General features: G+C 46.6%; 15 protein-coding genes, 1 pseudogene and 1 riboswitch. Of the genes and pseudogenes, 9 read left to right on the forward strand and 7 right to left on the reverse strand.

The features are described from left to right. The first annotated feature begins 164 nt into the window (after positions 1-164). From CB4_RS19195 to CB4_RS19215, 5 genes are all read left to right on the forward strand, one after another. Positions 165-1232, forward strand: coding sequence for an FUSC family protein (locus tag CB4_RS19195; RefSeq protein WP_096467305.1), 1068 nt, complete (start codon positions 165-167; stop codon positions 1230-1232). 67 nt (positions 1233-1299) lie between these two features. Continuing rightward, positions 1300-1422, forward strand: a riboswitch (SAM riboswitch). A gap of 92 nt (positions 1423-1514) precedes the next feature. Then, entirely contained in the window at positions 1515-2708 is a 1194-nt protein-coding gene (locus CB4_RS19200) for a 2,3-diketo-5-methylthiopentyl-1-phosphate enolase (protein ID WP_096467306.1), read from the forward strand. A 1-nt stretch (position 2709) separates the two neighbouring features. Then, positions 2710-3387, forward strand: a complete 678-nt coding sequence (locus CB4_RS19205) for an MtnX-like HAD-IB family phosphatase (RefSeq protein ID WP_096467307.1) — start codon at positions 2710-2712, stop codon at positions 3385-3387. Further along, positions 3384-4031, forward strand: coding sequence for a methylthioribulose 1-phosphate dehydratase (locus CB4_RS19210; protein WP_096467308.1), 648 nt, complete (start codon positions 3384-3386; stop codon positions 4029-4031). Before CB4_RS19205 ends, CB4_RS19210 begins: the two co-directional genes overlap by 4 nt. A gap of 31 nt (positions 4032-4062) precedes the next feature. Further along, positions 4063-4596, forward strand: a complete 534-nt coding sequence (locus tag CB4_RS19215) for a 1,2-dihydroxy-3-keto-5-methylthiopentene dioxygenase (protein WP_096467309.1) — start codon at positions 4063-4065, stop codon at positions 4594-4596. 79 nt (positions 4597-4675) lie between these two features. On the opposite strand, the gene CB4_RS19220 is transcribed toward CB4_RS19215, so the two are convergent. Next, complete coding sequence (locus CB4_RS19220) at positions 4676-6190, reverse strand: multicopper oxidase family protein (RefSeq protein ID WP_172890926.1); 1515 nt, start codon at positions 6188-6190, stop codon at positions 4676-4678. A gap of 147 nt (positions 6191-6337) precedes the next feature. Here CB4_RS19220 and CB4_RS19225 point away from each other — a divergent pair, with 147 nt between their 5' ends. The 4 genes from CB4_RS19225 (at position 6338) to CB4_RS19240 (ending at position 8897) form a co-directional block, all read left to right on the forward strand. Next, on the forward strand, positions 6338-6931 hold the full coding sequence (locus CB4_RS19225) for a hypothetical protein (RefSeq protein WP_096467311.1): 594 nt from the start codon (positions 6338-6340) through the stop codon (positions 6929-6931). Positions 6932-7054: 123 nt separating this feature from the next. Next, positions 7055-7828 carry a hypothetical protein gene (locus CB4_RS19230; RefSeq protein WP_096467312.1) on the forward strand — a complete coding sequence of 258 codons (774 nt, stop codon included), beginning with the start codon at positions 7055-7057 and terminating at the stop codon, positions 7826-7828. A gap of 3 nt (positions 7829-7831) precedes the next feature. Continuing rightward, entirely contained in the window at positions 7832-8215 is a 384-nt protein-coding gene (locus tag CB4_RS19235; RefSeq protein WP_096467313.1) for a GntR family transcriptional regulator, read from the forward strand. Continuing rightward, the gene (locus CB4_RS19240; protein ID WP_096467314.1) at positions 8208-8897 is read left to right on the forward strand and encodes an ABC transporter ATP-binding protein; all 690 of its coding nucleotides are present in this window, start codon (positions 8208-8210) and stop codon (positions 8895-8897) included. Before CB4_RS19235 ends, CB4_RS19240 begins: the two co-directional genes overlap by 8 nt. Positions 8898-8984: 87 nt before the next feature. On the opposite strand, the gene CB4_RS19245 is transcribed toward CB4_RS19240, so the two are convergent. From CB4_RS19245 to fabL, 6 genes and pseudogenes are all read right to left on the reverse strand, one after another. Further along, positions 8985-10655, reverse strand: a complete 1671-nt coding sequence (locus CB4_RS19245; RefSeq protein WP_408607748.1) for a glutamine--tRNA ligase/YqeY domain fusion protein — start codon at positions 10653-10655, stop codon at positions 8985-8987. Between the two features lie 99 nt (positions 10656-10754). Further along, a complete protein-coding gene (locus CB4_RS19250; RefSeq protein WP_096467316.1) occupies positions 10755-12503 on the reverse strand; it encodes an ABC transporter ATP-binding protein in 1749 nt (582 codons plus the stop codon). A 64-nt stretch (positions 12504-12567) separates the two neighbouring features. Beyond that, positions 12568-13098: a DUF402 domain-containing protein gene (locus CB4_RS19255; protein WP_373681351.1), complete on the reverse strand. Its 531-nt coding sequence runs from the start codon at positions 13096-13098 to the stop codon at positions 12568-12570. 49 nt (positions 13099-13147) lie between these two features. Beyond that, the gene (locus tag CB4_RS19260; RefSeq protein WP_096467318.1) at positions 13148-13576 is read right to left on the reverse strand and encodes a GNAT family N-acetyltransferase; all 429 of its coding nucleotides are present in this window, start codon (positions 13574-13576) and stop codon (positions 13148-13150) included. Between the two features lie 124 nt (positions 13577-13700). Continuing rightward, entirely contained in the window at positions 13701-13991 is a 291-nt protein-coding gene (locus tag CB4_RS19265; RefSeq protein WP_096467319.1) for a hypothetical protein, read from the reverse strand. 454 nt (positions 13992-14445) lie between these two features. Beyond that, a pseudogene (gene fabL / locus CB4_RS19270) lies at positions 14446-15154 on the reverse strand (enoyl-[acyl-carrier-protein] reductase FabL). Positions 15155-15221 lie beyond the last annotated feature (67 nt).

The following is a 15221-nucleotide window of genomic DNA, read 5'->3' on the forward strand; positions in this document are numbered from 1 at the left end:
TTTCACCTGCACAGCTCCCAACTTGCAGTGTGAGTTACCACCTTTACCGGCAGCCGCTCTCTCCCAGGAGCGGTTGCCTTTGTTTTTTCATCTGAATAAACTCCTTACGTCTATCCATATTTCGTGGTACTATACATTATTAGACAACTATATAGGGAGGATCTATGCGAGTCGGAGCCCGTATTATCAAAACAGCCATTGCCCTCATCGTCGCTCTGTTCGTCTGCAACTGGTTCGGACTAAAGCCGCCAGCCCTTGCTGCAATCGCTGCTACGCTCAGTATTCAGCCAACACTGTACCGCACCTGGAAACAATTACGTGAACAGTTAGAAGCGAATGCAATCGGAGCTGTGCTCGGTGTGGCTGCTGCGTATTACCTAGGGTCAGAACCGATCATTGTCGGTGTCGTCGTCATGATCGTCATTCTGATTAATTTACGCTTAAAACTCGAAGAGAGTCTTGTTCTTAGTATCGTAACGGTTGTATCTGTTATGGAGACACAGACAGGCAACGATTTGATGTTTGCGTGGAACCGTTTTTCTCTAACCATCATCGGGATTTTCTCTGCGGCACTCGTGAATGCCGCATTCTTGCCACCTCGCTATGAGAAGCGCCTGCTTGACGAGGTAACACAGCTGAGTGAGAAATTCTCCTTGCTTATGCGAACTCTCATCCATAATGAAATGGAAGAAAAGGCGTTCCGGGCTGAAAAAATCAAGATTAAAACAGGATTTAAAAGCGTAGAAACGCTGTATGACCTATACACAGAAGAAGTAACTCGCTTCCGCAAAGTTACCTATTCTAGCAGCAAAAAACTGGTCATATTCCGGCAGATGCTGGTCGTACTCTATAAGGAAATGGATATGCTCCGCACCTTTGAACGGCATATTTATTCTTCCTTTGAGACGGATCATCATTTGTTCCCGCTCATCCAGAAACAGATTGAAGAATTAACTACGTATCACCAGGACATTCTCATGCTGTATGAAGGAGTACTCAAGCCGCGTGATACCGGACAGATGCCAGAGTCTATTTATGAGGAAAACCAGCGTCTTCTGCATGAATTCATGTCTCTCTATCCAAAAGTTAAACATACACCAGAGGAAGAAGATGACGGGCACTGGCTCCATCTATTCCCGGTCGTATCCGAGATGCTCGAGTATGCCACTCAGCTCGAACATTTAAACAAGCTTGTATACGCTTATCACACACATACCGGGGAAGAAAATTGAAAAAGATAGTTGACACATTATTCTTTACCACTTAGAATTTGAAATATAATTTCAAATCGTACGAAAACGCTTATCGCGAGAAGGCTGAGGGACTGGCCCTATGACGCCCGGCAACCTGCTAGCTCACCATTCTTGGTGAAAAGGAAAGGTGCTAATTCCTACAGAATGGGTTCATTCTGAAAGATAAGATTGACGCCTTTATTTTGTATGTTAGCGCCCTCTTTCTTTCTGAAGGAGGGCGTTTTTTGTATACCATTCCGTGCGAAAGGCTGGTTATAAACTATGAGTGAATTCATTACAGTGACGTATCAGACAGAAGGTAAAGATTTATATAAAAAAGCACAAGGTATCGCGGTTGGTATGACAGTTGGCAGTTGGACCGATCTCCCGCTTGCCCGCCAGGAACTGCTCGCATCCTATCTCGGAAATGTGGCGGATGTGCGGATTGAGCGCGAAGCAAATGGCATCCAACAAGGAACGATTGCGATCAATTATCCAGCTGGCAACATTACAGCCGATATTCCGGCTCTGCTCACAACCGTGTTCGGCAAACTGTCGATGGATGGAAAAATCAAACTGCTGGACATTGAGTTCCCACCTTCCCTGCTTGCTCAATTTCCTGGACCGAAATTCGGCATTACGGGCATCCGGGAGAAGCTCGGTGTGTATGACCGCCCGCTTCTGATGAGCATCTTTAAATCGTGTCTCGGACTACCGCTTGAAGACCTGGAAACGCAGTTCGCCGCACAAATTGAAGGTGGCGTTGATCTTGTTAAAGACGATGAAATCTTTTTTGTTGATAATCGTGCCCCGCTGAAAGAACGCCTGGCTGCTTATAATCGAATCATTGAACAGGCTGGACGTCCTGTGCTGTACGCAGCGAATCTGACTGGTCCGGTACACGAGATTGTTGACCGTGCCAAATATGCGATTGAGAACGGAGCGAACTGCCTCCTGCTGAATGTGCTGCCATACGGCTTTGACATTTTGCATCGTCTCGCTGCCGACCCGGATATTACCGTGCCGCTGATGGCGCATCCGTCACTTGCCGGTGCCTTCTATCAAGCAGCGGATTACGGCATCGCCTCTCCGCTTCTGCTCGGCAAGCTAAACCGCCTTGCAGGCGCAGACTTCATCCTGTATCCATCTCCGTATGGCTCGGTAGCACTCGAACGTGAAGAAGCACTGGCCATCGCTGATTATGCCCGAACCGAACAAAGCGCAGGTGCTCCCGCCTTCCCGGTTCCATCCGCTGGCATTCATCCGGGCCTTGTGCCACAACTATATGAAGATTTCGGTACGGATGTCATCATTAATGCAGGCGGCGGTGTACACGGTCATCCGAATGGAGCGACTGACGGTGGTCGAGCATTCCGCGCTGCCATCGATGCAGTCGTGAATGGTCAGACATTACAAGAAGCAGCTACAAACAATGCTCCGCTCGCGGTTGCTCTCGATAAGTGGGGTGGCGCATAACATGAGCAAAAAAATTGTGATCTTTTGCGACTTTGATGGCACTATCACTGAGAAAGACAACATTATTGATATCATGGCCGAATTCGCTCCGCCAGAATGGAAAAGTATCGTAGATGATATGTTTGCGAAAAAACAAAGTCTGCGCGCTGGCGTCCATGCGCTTTTCGCCCTGATTCCAAGCGAGAAGCGTCAGGAGATGACTGACTTCGTATTACAGCGCGCCGTCGTTCGCCCTGGCTTCGGAGAGTTCGTGGACTTCTGTCATGCACATGAAATTGAACTGCTTGTGACCAGCAACGGCATCGACTTCTTCATTGAACCGATTCTTGCCCCGTATGCAGATCGCATTCCGAAAATTTATTGCAATAAAGCGGACTTCACAGGCGAATATGTCAACATCATCTATCCATATACATGTGATGAGCACTGCGATGTGGACTGCGGCATGTGCAAAACAACCGTGAACCGCAGCTATCGTAACGACGACTATTTCAAAGTCGTTATCGGAGACAGCATTACCGACTTAGAAGGCGCAAAAATCGCGGATGCGGTAATCGCCCGTGCGTATCTGGAAGAAAAATGTGAAGAGCTTGGCATCGCATACGACCGCTTTGCTGATTTTTATGACTGTATCGACGCACTGAAACGACTTCAAGTAAAAACGGAGGGAACATCATGAGCACATTCACACATGAAGCCCGCCAACTGGCATTTCAACAGCTTGATCAAGCCAAACTTACCTTCGCTGCCCGAGGCTGGTTCCCAGGTACAAGCGGCAATCTCTCAGTCAAAATTAGCTCTTCTCCTCTGCTAGTTGCCGTAACAGCCAGCGGAAAGGATAAAACCATCTCGACGCCAAATGATTACCTTGTCGTCGATGCTGAAAACAAGCCGTACGAAGCGACATCGCTCAAACCGTCGGCTGAAACACAAATTCATACCGCGATCTATCGTAACATTCCGAAAGCAGGAGCTGTATTCCACGTTCATACGATTGCAAACAATCTCATCTCTGAGCTATACGGCGATGTCAGCTATGTAACCTTACGTGATCAGGAGCTGATCAAAGGTCTTGGTATCTGGGAAGAAGGAGCGGAGATTCGCATCCCGATCGTCGAAAACTATGCAGATATCCCAAAACTTGCGAATGCTGTGGAAAATGTTCTCGATCCACGCATCCCTGGAGTCTTAATTCGCAATCATGGCATTTATGCCTGGGGCGGCAATGACTTCGAAGCAAAACGTCACCTTGAATCATTTGAATTTTTGTTCTCATATCATCTTCAGTGGCTGCAAGTGCGCCACTTAGCCGTACAGGCATAATCCTATTACTTTTATACAGGGGGTATTAACGATGGCATACATTACATTCCGTGATACACAGGAGCAAATCGTAACAGGACACGAAGTTACTGAGTACCTGCAAACACAAGATGTTATTTATGAAAATTGGGGCGTAGAGCGTCTAACCGGCGAGCTGAAAGAAAATTACACGCTCACCGGTGAACAAAAACAACAAATCATTGAATCGTTCCGTCCGGAAATTGCTGAACTGAGCGCACGCCGTGGTTATCAGACAGAAGACATCATCGTGCTCTCTGATGCTACTCCAAATCTTGATACCCTCCTCGATAAATTTAAAGCAGAGCACCACCATACAGATGATGAAGTGCGCTTCTGCGTGGATGGACACGGCATCTTTACGTTGAAAGCTACGGATGGCCGCTACTTCGATGTTGTAATGGAGCCAGGCGATCTGATTTCGGTTCCGGCTTATGCGCGTCACTGGTTCACGCTATGCGACGACCGCAAAATCAAATGCATCCGAATTTTCGTTACACCAGCAGGCTGGGAAGCGATCTATGAGGAGCCGGGCACTCACGCATAACATTCTGTACAACAAAAAACAGGAGGATTCTTCTTTACGAAGAACCCTCCTGTTTTCGTTTCTTCAATAGATTATCATCTTAATCCGGGAAGTTACCTGATTTTCCGCCGACACGATATGGGGTACTGACACCTTCATAATTCATCATCGTACTCATGCCATATGTAGCATGCGGCAAGTTGTGACAATGCAGCATCCATAGACCCGGATTTTCCGCTTTGAGCATAATCTCATACGTTTCACCCGGACGTACGAGGATATTATCCATATACAACGGACTTCCGCTGATTGGCTTCCCGTTCCGGGTTAATACTTTGAATGCATGACCGTGTAGATGCATCGGATGATCAAGCTTACTCGGATTGCGGAATGTCATTTTGACTACATCACCTTTTCTAACCATTAAGTGCGGAATGTCCATACCTGATTTTCCGTTGATCGTATACACAAGCTTCGGATTGCCGTTCTCATCTTTTACGATCGCATCTCCTAGCGTCATATCATACGAACGAGTAGGCTTCTTGATTGCGGAGAGCGCATCGACTTTTGGTTTTCCGTATGCATAAATATCAACCATCGGGTATGAGGCGATCTTCTCCGCAGAGGCCCCTGCACTTCCCTCACTACTGCCAAAATTCATGCGCAGTAACTGACGCGCTTTCTCTTCCGTATCTCCGCTTACGACTTGTACAGACCCACTAGCTGGCATGCGAAACAAGAAGTCCATTCGCTGGCCTGCACCAATGGCAACCAGCTTGTTCTCAATTTTAGGTGGTTCGTTCAAGTCGAACCCGTCAATGGAAAGAAGTTGGTACGGGGCACCAACGACTGTCATATTATGCGTGAAGTTATCCGCATTGATGAGACGAACACGAACCATTTCACCTGGCTTCGCCGCAAATGTCTGGACTTTTTCTTTTCCATCTACCATGTAGTACGTATCCAGAAGCTTTAGCAGCATGACCGCATAATCTCGGTCATATTTCTTTTCTTTTGGCTCGATGATTAACTTGCCTGCCAGCCCTTTTTTGGCCTGTTCAGCACTATACTGATGCGAATGATACCAGAATGTTCCGGCACGTTGGGCGACAAATTCGTATGTATAGCTCTCTCCTTGCTTCACCGCATCTTGTGTAATGCCCGCTACCCCATCCTGAGAGCATGGAAGTTCTACACCATGCCAGTGAATAGCTGTTGATTCTTTCATTTCGTTTTTCAGATGAACGCGGACACGATCCCCCACCTGCACACGTAACTCCGGTCCAGGAACTGTGCCGTTGTAAGTCATCACTTCTACTTTTTCACCGGAAGCAAGCTGAATGGTCTTCGTCTGCGCGACCAGTGTAAATTCTTTTACCGGACGCTTTATGGTATCCGGCACAAATTCTGTACACGGTGTAACATGCTCCATCCCCTCATGTTCTCCACTCTCCGAATGTGCTGACGCATGTGTACCTGACATGTCCATGCCTTCTTCTGGCATTCCACCGGACTTTGCGGTGTACGTGTACATCCAGTATCCACCGACAGCAATCAGGACAGCACATAGAGCAGCTCCAAGCCACATGCGTGTTGTGCTGCTGAATCGATTCATTTTATCTATACCCCCCAGACCATATATACTCGTCATTCTATGGAATTGGACAGACTAGGTCAAGTTATAATCGTGTGAACACCATGTCTTCAACTTTAGACGTCATAAGATGTGGTAATATATAGGGAAGAGGTAGGAGGAATAGAGTTGGAGGCAAAACGATTGCGGCAGCTACGCCGAAAAGAACTGATTATCCTGAATATGTTTAGCATTTTTGTCATTCTTTTATCAACAACCCTGCCAATGATCTCGATCAAGTATTTTCAAGTTGGATTTGGAACGTTCATCATGCTAGACTCTCTGCTAAAACTTCTTCCCTATCCATATGCATCACTTGGTATTTTCTTTTGCTTCTTTCCATCCCAGCGTGAACTTCATGATTATGAATTGAATCGCTTCGGTCTAGAGTGGAGGCGAATTTCAAAAAATGGTCTTATCATGTCTTGCTTAACTGGTGCCCTGTTAATCGGAGTTGGACTCATGCAGAAGCCTTCCGCTCAAAATTTTGGTGAGTTTGAAATGCCGTGGGGCTTCTTTATTCTGCTGCTTTTCATTACACTGCCAATGCTTAACTGGTTCTCGATTCGTCATACAAAAAAAATCGACCAATTCACGCGGGAAGAAGGGCTCGCCTATTTACAGAGACAAAACCAACCGTTATGGAAGACGATTCTCCTCGGTCTGCTACTTGCTCTCTTTGGTTTTTGGGCTATTCTCTTTTACATTCTACATACACTATAGTACCAAACACTATCCTTTCTCGCACGCTGAGATACAGGATAGTGTTTTTCTATTCTTATTGACCACCCCACGAAACTAGTGTACTATATAACTAATACACTAAAACAAAAAGGAGTGATATACGTGCAAGCATTTGTTGGATACATCAAAAAAGAAGGACGTATGATGCGAACATTTCTTATCATTATGCTCGGACTACTAGCAGGGTTGATTATTTTCAGCCTGTATACGTCTAGTAAAGCAAACGGAATAGACATACATGCGGCCAAGCTTATCGCAGCCTTCATTCTGTGTGGCATACACATCGGCTATTTACCGATATACATGATAAAGAGCCTGGGCAACGAAAGCAATCGCATGCATCTATGGCTAACGCAGCCACAGCCAGCATGGCAGCTACTTGGAGGTAAGCTTCTCACTGGTCTAGGAGGATTTGCTCTTTCTTTTCTTATTAGTCTGGGCTATCTGTTAATTGCAATTCAACCGCTAAAAGGAATCATCATGAATACGAGCGTCGAAAATGTATATACGTTGATCGGCAGCGTTGCACTCTTTATTGCGCTAGCAAGCTTATATTTGGCGATCGGCTATCAATTTGCCTGGTCCATTTACAAAACACTATACAGTCGTTTGAAAAGCTGGAGTGTCGTCGTAACGCTTATCGTTCTCATTGCATTGATGATGCTGCTAGAAAAAATCAGCCAACTACCTGGATTACATGAACTGAACAGCCTCACAGTCGACTTTCCCACTTTGCACACCTCAACACAGCAAATTAGCATACAAGCAGAATCAATCGGACAATTCCCAATTGGCTGGCTCCTATTTGGCATTATAAAAGCCATCTTACTGTTCGCCACATCCTGCTACCTTCTGGAGCGAAAAGTGGAGGTCTAATTCATGGATACATTCAGCACAGAAAAACCGATCTACTTACAAATTTCCGATCATATCACCTGGCAAATCGTCAGAAATGAGCGGAAACCTGGTGACAAGCTACCATCCATTCGAGATATGGCACTTGAATTCAAAGTAAATCCCAATACGGTATCAAGAACCTATCAGGAGTTGGAACGTATGGAAATCGTCGAAACACGCCGCGGACAAGGTACATTTGTAACAGAGAATCTAGAAAGTATCGTTCAATGGAAAGAAAAGTTAAAACAGGAGCACACCCGGAAGTTTATCCATGACATGAAACAGATGGGGTTTACAAAAGAAGAAACGATGCGATGTATCGACCAGCTTTTTGATTCTAACGAGGGAGGACAGCGACATGATTGAGCTGCAAAACGTCAGCAAACGCTACATCACCCAAAGCGCATTGACTAATATTTCTCTGACACTGCCAAAGGGAAAAATCATCGGCATTATCGGGGAGAACGGGAGCGGCAAGTCCACGACACTAAAGCTCATCGCTGGACTGATCCAACCAACAAGCGGAACTATACTCGTAGATGGTATTCCGGTTACGCGACGAATTAGTCAGTATGTTGCTTATTTATCAGAGCTTGATCAACTGTATGATTTTTATACGGTCCAGGAAATCGTCAAGTATTACGCTTCCCAATACCCGGACTTCGATCAGAATAAAGCACAGGATATGATTCAGTTCTTCAAGCTTGATCCAACTAAAAAAGTTGCGCATCTTTCCAAAGGGAATCGAGGAAGGGTCAAGCTTGTACTTACGCTGTCTCGTAACGTACCGTATATTTTGATGGATGAGCCGCTGTCTGGTCTTGATCCACTCGTGCGTGATTCTGTCATTCGCAGTCTCATCTCATTCATTAATTTCGAGGAACAAACGGTGATCATCACCACACACGAAATCGCTGAAATCGAACCATTGCTTGATTATGTAATTATGATCAGCAACGGTCAAGTGCTTGCCAGTACGGAGGTCGAACAAATCCGCGAGCAAAAACAACAAAGTTTGCTAGAATGGATGAAGCAACTATCCTCCTGAAACACTTAGCTTGAGATAGGGTAATCACGATAGAAAGAAGCTGTCCTTTATCATAGGACAGCTTCTTCTTTTTGCTTGATATTCTTATTATTTCTTCGGCAATTTAAAAGAACTCTTCAGCGATACAATCAGATTGAATACAAGCTCATCTGCTGTCGTATCTTTCGGATCAACATTGAAATAACCGTGGCGGAAGAACTGGAACTTATCATGTGCTTTCACATCTTTCATGTTCGGCTCGACAAATCCTTGCACGACTTCCAGTGAATTCGGATTGACGTTCTCTAGGAACGATTTCTCCTCATCTTCCTGCTCATCGAGGATAAGCGGTTCGTACAGACGGAATTCAGCCGGGACAGCCTGTGTCGCTTCTACCCAGTGGATCGTTCCTTTCACTTTACGAGCATTAAAATCTGATCCGCTTTTTGTCTCCGGGTCGTATGTGCAATGCAGTTCCACTACATTGCCATTCTCGTCTTTGACGAAGTCATTACACTTAATGAAGTACGCATGCTTTAAGCGCACTTCATTACCAGGGAACAGGCGGTGGTATTTGCTCGGTGGCACTTCCATGAAATCATCTTGCTCCACGTAAATCTCGCGGGAGAATGGAATCTGACGAATGCCCATCTCCGGGTTTTCCGGGTTAATCTCTGCATCTAGCATCTCGACCTGTCCTTCTGGATAGTTCGTGATCACCACTTTGAGCGGACGAAGCACACCCATCGTACGTGGCACCTTGAGTTTCAAGTCTTCGCGAATAAAATGTTCGAGTAGCTTCTCATCTACGGTACTGTTGCTGCGAGCAACACCGATCTCACGGCAGAATGTACGAATCGCTTCCGGTGTATAGCCGCGGCGGCGCAGACCGGAGATGGTTGGCATGCGAGGGTCATCCCAGCCATCAACATGCTTCTCATCTACAAGAAGTTTAAGTTTACGCTTACTCATTACCGTATTCGTCACGTTCAGACGAGCAAATTCGTACTGACGCGGGCGAGCTTCCATCTCGCATTCTTCGATGACCCAGTCATACAATGGACGGTGATCTTCAAATTCCAGCGTACAGATGGAATGCGTCACGCCTTCGATAGCGTCTTCGAGTGGGTGCGCGAAATCATACATCGGATAGATGCACCATTTATCACCTGTATTATGATGTTCCGCATGAGAAATACGGTACAGAACTGGGTCCCGCATATTCATATTCGGGGAGCTCATATCGATTTTGGCACGAAGCACTTTCTCGCCGTCTTTGAACTCACCTTTACGCATCCGCTCAAACAAATCGAGATTTTCTTCCACGGTACGATTGCGATACGGGCTCTCCTTACCTGACTCTGTCAGCGTACCACGCATTTCGCGCATTTGCTCAGGCATAAGCTCACATACGTACGCCTTCCCTTTTTTGATAAGCAGCACCGCACGATTGTACATTTCTTCAAAGTAATCGGAAGCAAAGAACATGCCGTCCCATTCAAAACCGAGCCATTTCACATCTTCTTTAATCGATTCCACGTATTCCACATCTTCTTTCAGCGGGTTCGTGTCATCAAAGCGTAAATTCGTCTTGCCTTTGAATTCATCAGCCAGCTCAAAGTTCAGGCAGATGGACTTTGCGTGTCCGATATGTAAATAACCGTTTGGCTCCGGCGGAAAGCGAGTTACAACTGTATCGACCTTCCCGGATTGCAGGTCGTCGGTGACAATATTTTTAATAAAATTCGATGTCCCTGGATTCGTTTCCAATTGAATCACCTTTCTCCATGTAATGTAAAATAACATACGTTTTTTTATCTATCATAGCGTCTACGCTGCGAGACTTCAACCGTATGAGAAAAGATCCATCCAGCCGTATCAACTCTCATCCAAATTTTGTACTGTGAACAACTTGTAGTACGCCCCATGCAGTGCCATAAGCTCCGCATGAGTTCCCTGCTCACGAATCTGTCCATTCTCGATCAACACAATCACATCTGCATGCGTGATCGTAGACAGGCGGTGTGCGACAATAAAGGTCGTACGGTTATACGCGAGCTTCTCAAGCGCTTGCTGGATGAGATGCTCCGACTCGAGATCCAGCGCAGACGTTGCTTCATCGAGAATGAGAATGCGCGGGTTTTTGAGAAACACACGTGCAATCGCGATGCGTTGCTTCTGCCCGCCGGAAAGCTTGACGCCGCGCTCACCAATCTCCGTATCATAGCCGTCTGAAAGCTCTAGAATGAAATCATGTGCATTCGCTGCTTTCGCGGCTGCGATTACTTCTTCCTCGCTCGCCTCTGGATTGCCCATCAGGATATTCTGCCGGATCGAATCACTGAACAAAATATTGTCCTGCAAGACCATACCAATCTGGCTACGCAAGCTCTTCATCGTTACATCCCGCACATCGTATCCGTCAATCCGAATGCTGCCGCTCTCTACATCATAGAAGCGCGGAATCAGACTGATCAGCGACGATTTCCCCCCGCCGCTCATCCCAACAAGTGCCACCGTTTTCCCCGGTTCTACGGTCAGGTTAACACCGCGCAGCACGTCTTCTCCCTCATCGGCGTAACGGAAGCGTACTCCGTCAAATTCTACCCGACCTTCGATGCGTGGCAATTCATGTGCACCTGGCTTATCGGTAACATCATACTTCTCATCGAAAAACTCAAATACACGGTCCATCGACGCATATGCCTGCGTCATTGTAGTCGAGGCATTGACCAGACGGCGAAGCGGCGCATACAACCGATCCAGATACGCATAGAACGCAACCAGTTCTCCGACTGTCAACGTTCCGTTCACAACCCGATAGCCTGCCACCATAATGACAAGCAGCGGTGCAATGTCGGTAATCGTATTCACCGTCGCAAATGTTTTGGCATTCCAACTCGTATGGTCAAGCGCTCTAGTCAGGAAATTCTGATTGCGCGCATCGAACTGCCCCTGCTCATGCTCTTCTAACGCGAAGCTTTTAATAACCGGCACGCCCTGGACACGTTCGTGCAGATGCGCCTGCAAAGTGGCGAGCGCCTGCGAGCGGGTGCGCGTTAAACCTCGCAACCGGGAGTAAAAATATTTGATCGAAAATCCATACAGCGGGAACATACAGATCGAGACAAGCGTCAGCCATCCGTCCATTGACATCATAATGGCTACAGCGATAAGCAAGGTGACCAGATCGAGCCAAATATTCATCAGGCCCGTATCCACGAAGCTCTTCGTCTGCTCTACGTCGTTAATAACCCGGGAAATGACTTCTCCTGCCCGATGATTATGAAAATACCGCAACGATAACTTCTGAATATGATCAAATGCTCGACTGCGGATATCGTACAATACACGGTTCGATACTGACTGCGCCAAATACTGCCGCCAGTACTCAATCGGCCAGCGCACAACCGTAAAAATAAAAAATACCCCCACCATAATCCAGCTAAGCTGCGTAAGCTTGGCATGAGCATCGCCCGACACAAGCAAAATATCATCCACTACATATTTCAGCAGCAGCGGCATAATAAGCGGAATGCCGAATTTTACGATACCGATCGCAATCGTGGTAATAATGCGCGTCCAGTATGGTTTTACGAACAGCAAATATCGCTTGATGCTTTCCATGCTTCCCCTCCTTACTTTTACAGCTGAAATGATAAAAAACTCCTTTCCACAAAGAAAAGGAGTCTTACTGATTCTTCAGCTGCAAATACCGTTCATACCAGCGCTCAACAAAACCGGGATGAAACGGCCCCCTCCGTTCTTGTATCCAGGTTACAACTTCCTGAACACCTTTGTGTACAAGCTGAATTACATCCTGCGGATACTGCATGCGGCGGCTGTGCAGCGCGAACTCTTCCTTATCCAGAATGTTATAGCTCATATCCGGATACACCTTCACATCAAGATCATAGTCGATGTAGGTAAGCAGATCATTACGGAATAAAAACGGTGAGCCAATGTTGCAGTAGTAATAGATGCCATCTGTCCGAATCATCGCAATCGTATTAAACCACTGTCCCCGTCCAAATGTACAGATCGCCGGTTCACGCGTCCGCCACTCCCGCCCGTCCGATTCTGTTACACGGACGTTATCATTGCCGCCAATCAGCACGGTATCACTTCTGTGAAGCAAGATCGTTTTATCCCACGAACGGTGGAATAGCTGGTCGTGCTTATAGCTTTCAATGCGAAATGGAGTGCCGGGTGATGTCATCACGCTCTCCTTCCTTTTTCTTCATAATATATGGACTGTGTTTCTCACTCATTCAGCCCACTTCAGATTCTGGATCAATTTTCTTGGATAACGTGATGTACTCCTTTATGTCATACCCTAATGAACTGTAGAAAGGAAGCACCTTCTTATTATCCTGATTTACCATAATAAACACTCTCGTGACGCCGCGCTGGCGGAACCGTTTCTCGAGCGCCTCGACAAGTTTGCGCCCCAGTCCGTGCCCCTGAAGCTTCGGGTCCACTGCCAGCCGATAGAAATAACCGCGCGTGCCGTCGATCGTCCCAACGATAACGCCAGCTACCTGGCCTTCGTATTCAGCAATCATCACAAGATCACTGTCCCATGCTAGCTGTCTGGCTAACGCGTCAAGCGTTTCGGTTTCTGTTTGTTCGAGCCCTGTTTCTTCCCAGATGCGAGTGATAAATGCATAATCCCCTAAGCGAAACGACCGTATTAACACGCCTATGTCCTCCCTGCTTTTTATCTCCTCTTATTTTACACTACCTGTAGAAAAATGTCGCGTGCGAAAACGTACAGGCTATTCATGAACAAAAAAGCCTGCCGTATACCGGGCAGGCTCCTAACTATACCCCACAGGAATGAACGACATTCCATTCGCTGTACATGCGGTGAACTTCTTCTTCCTGCTCATTTATCGTTATACAAGCTGCTTCAATCATTTCCTCAATTTGAAACAGGGCTTCATCTACCTGATTCAGAGTCAATGTATCAATATGTTCCCCTCCAAGAAGTATTGTACGGCGATCCGTTAAATCCATTCTCATCCATCTATAGACAGATAGCATCTGGCGCTGCTCCGCCAGACGATCAGACATTTCCGCTTCCCAGGTCAATACTTCTTCTAGAGGGTACATGATTCATTGCCCCTTTCATTATTCTGTTTTTTTCATTTATTCAATCAATTTAATTGAAAACCCTTTCATAAAATGAGTGATTTGTGAACATTCCTTGAAAACCTACCAATATATTTAATTAGTATATGCAGTAAGACAGCAGAAAAGAAGGCATAGCATAGCAAAGCTCAGCCTCTTGATATTGCTTGATGGTTTTCATCCAAAGTATGCTAGGAGCGGGATCGGGTGGGGCAACGGAACGCCTGTACTCGACTCCCCAGCGGAAGGAGCTAGGTGAACGGGCTTTTGCCCACAATACTTCGATGCACATACATCGTGGGTCCTCTTTTGTGGGCGAGTTCACCTGGCTCCTGGAGCGGACAGTCCCAACTTCTCCGTAAGCGTACCGAAGTGACGAGGTCCCGCCCGATCCCGCTCCTCCACCACACTTTGGAGAAAACCGCATCAAATCTGCCTATAAAAGAACTGAAATCCCCCCATCTACAACAAGCGTCTGTCCACGAATCATGGATGCCTGATCAGAAAGCAGGAACATAACCGCATTGGCCAGATCTTCCGGTTCAACCATACGCCCGGCCGGGGTACGGGCTGCCGCCTCACTTACAATTTCTTCCCGGTTCGGGAAATGTTTAAGTGCATCCGTGTCGACCGCTCCACCCGATACAGCATTCACAGAAATATTCATCGGCGCAAGCTCAATGGCCAGATAGCGTGTAAGCGATTCAAGTGCCGCTTTGGATACCCCTACCGTTGTATAATTCGGAATGACAAACTGAGAGCCGAGGCTTGAGAGACCGATGATTTTACCACCGCCTGTTTTCTCCATCAGCTTCGCGGCTTGCTGTGCACAAAACAAATACGCGCGGCTGTTAATGTTCATCGTCCAATCCCAGTGCGACTCTTCAAGTTCCATCAATGGGCGAAGCACACCAGATGCTGCATTACTAACAAAATAATCAAGACGCCCGAATTCCCGATCGATCTCTTCGAACATTTCTTTGATGTTATCTTTATCCGCGATGTTTCCTTTAATAAGCTGCACGCGTACGGTTACGCAAATAATTAATCACAAGATCGCACCCCTGCTCGGCTAGACGCAAGGCAATCGCTTTGCCAATCCCCCGTGTTCCGCCGGTAATAAGGGCTACTTTGCGTTCATTCATATGGATAACTCACCCTTTCTGTTGTTTACTGCCTCTTCATATGTATTCTCCCGATTATATCATACGT

The organism is Aneurinibacillus soli (genome assembly GCF_002355375.1).
Lineage (GTDB): Bacteria > Bacillota > Bacilli > Aneurinibacillales > Aneurinibacillaceae > Aneurinibacillus > Aneurinibacillus soli.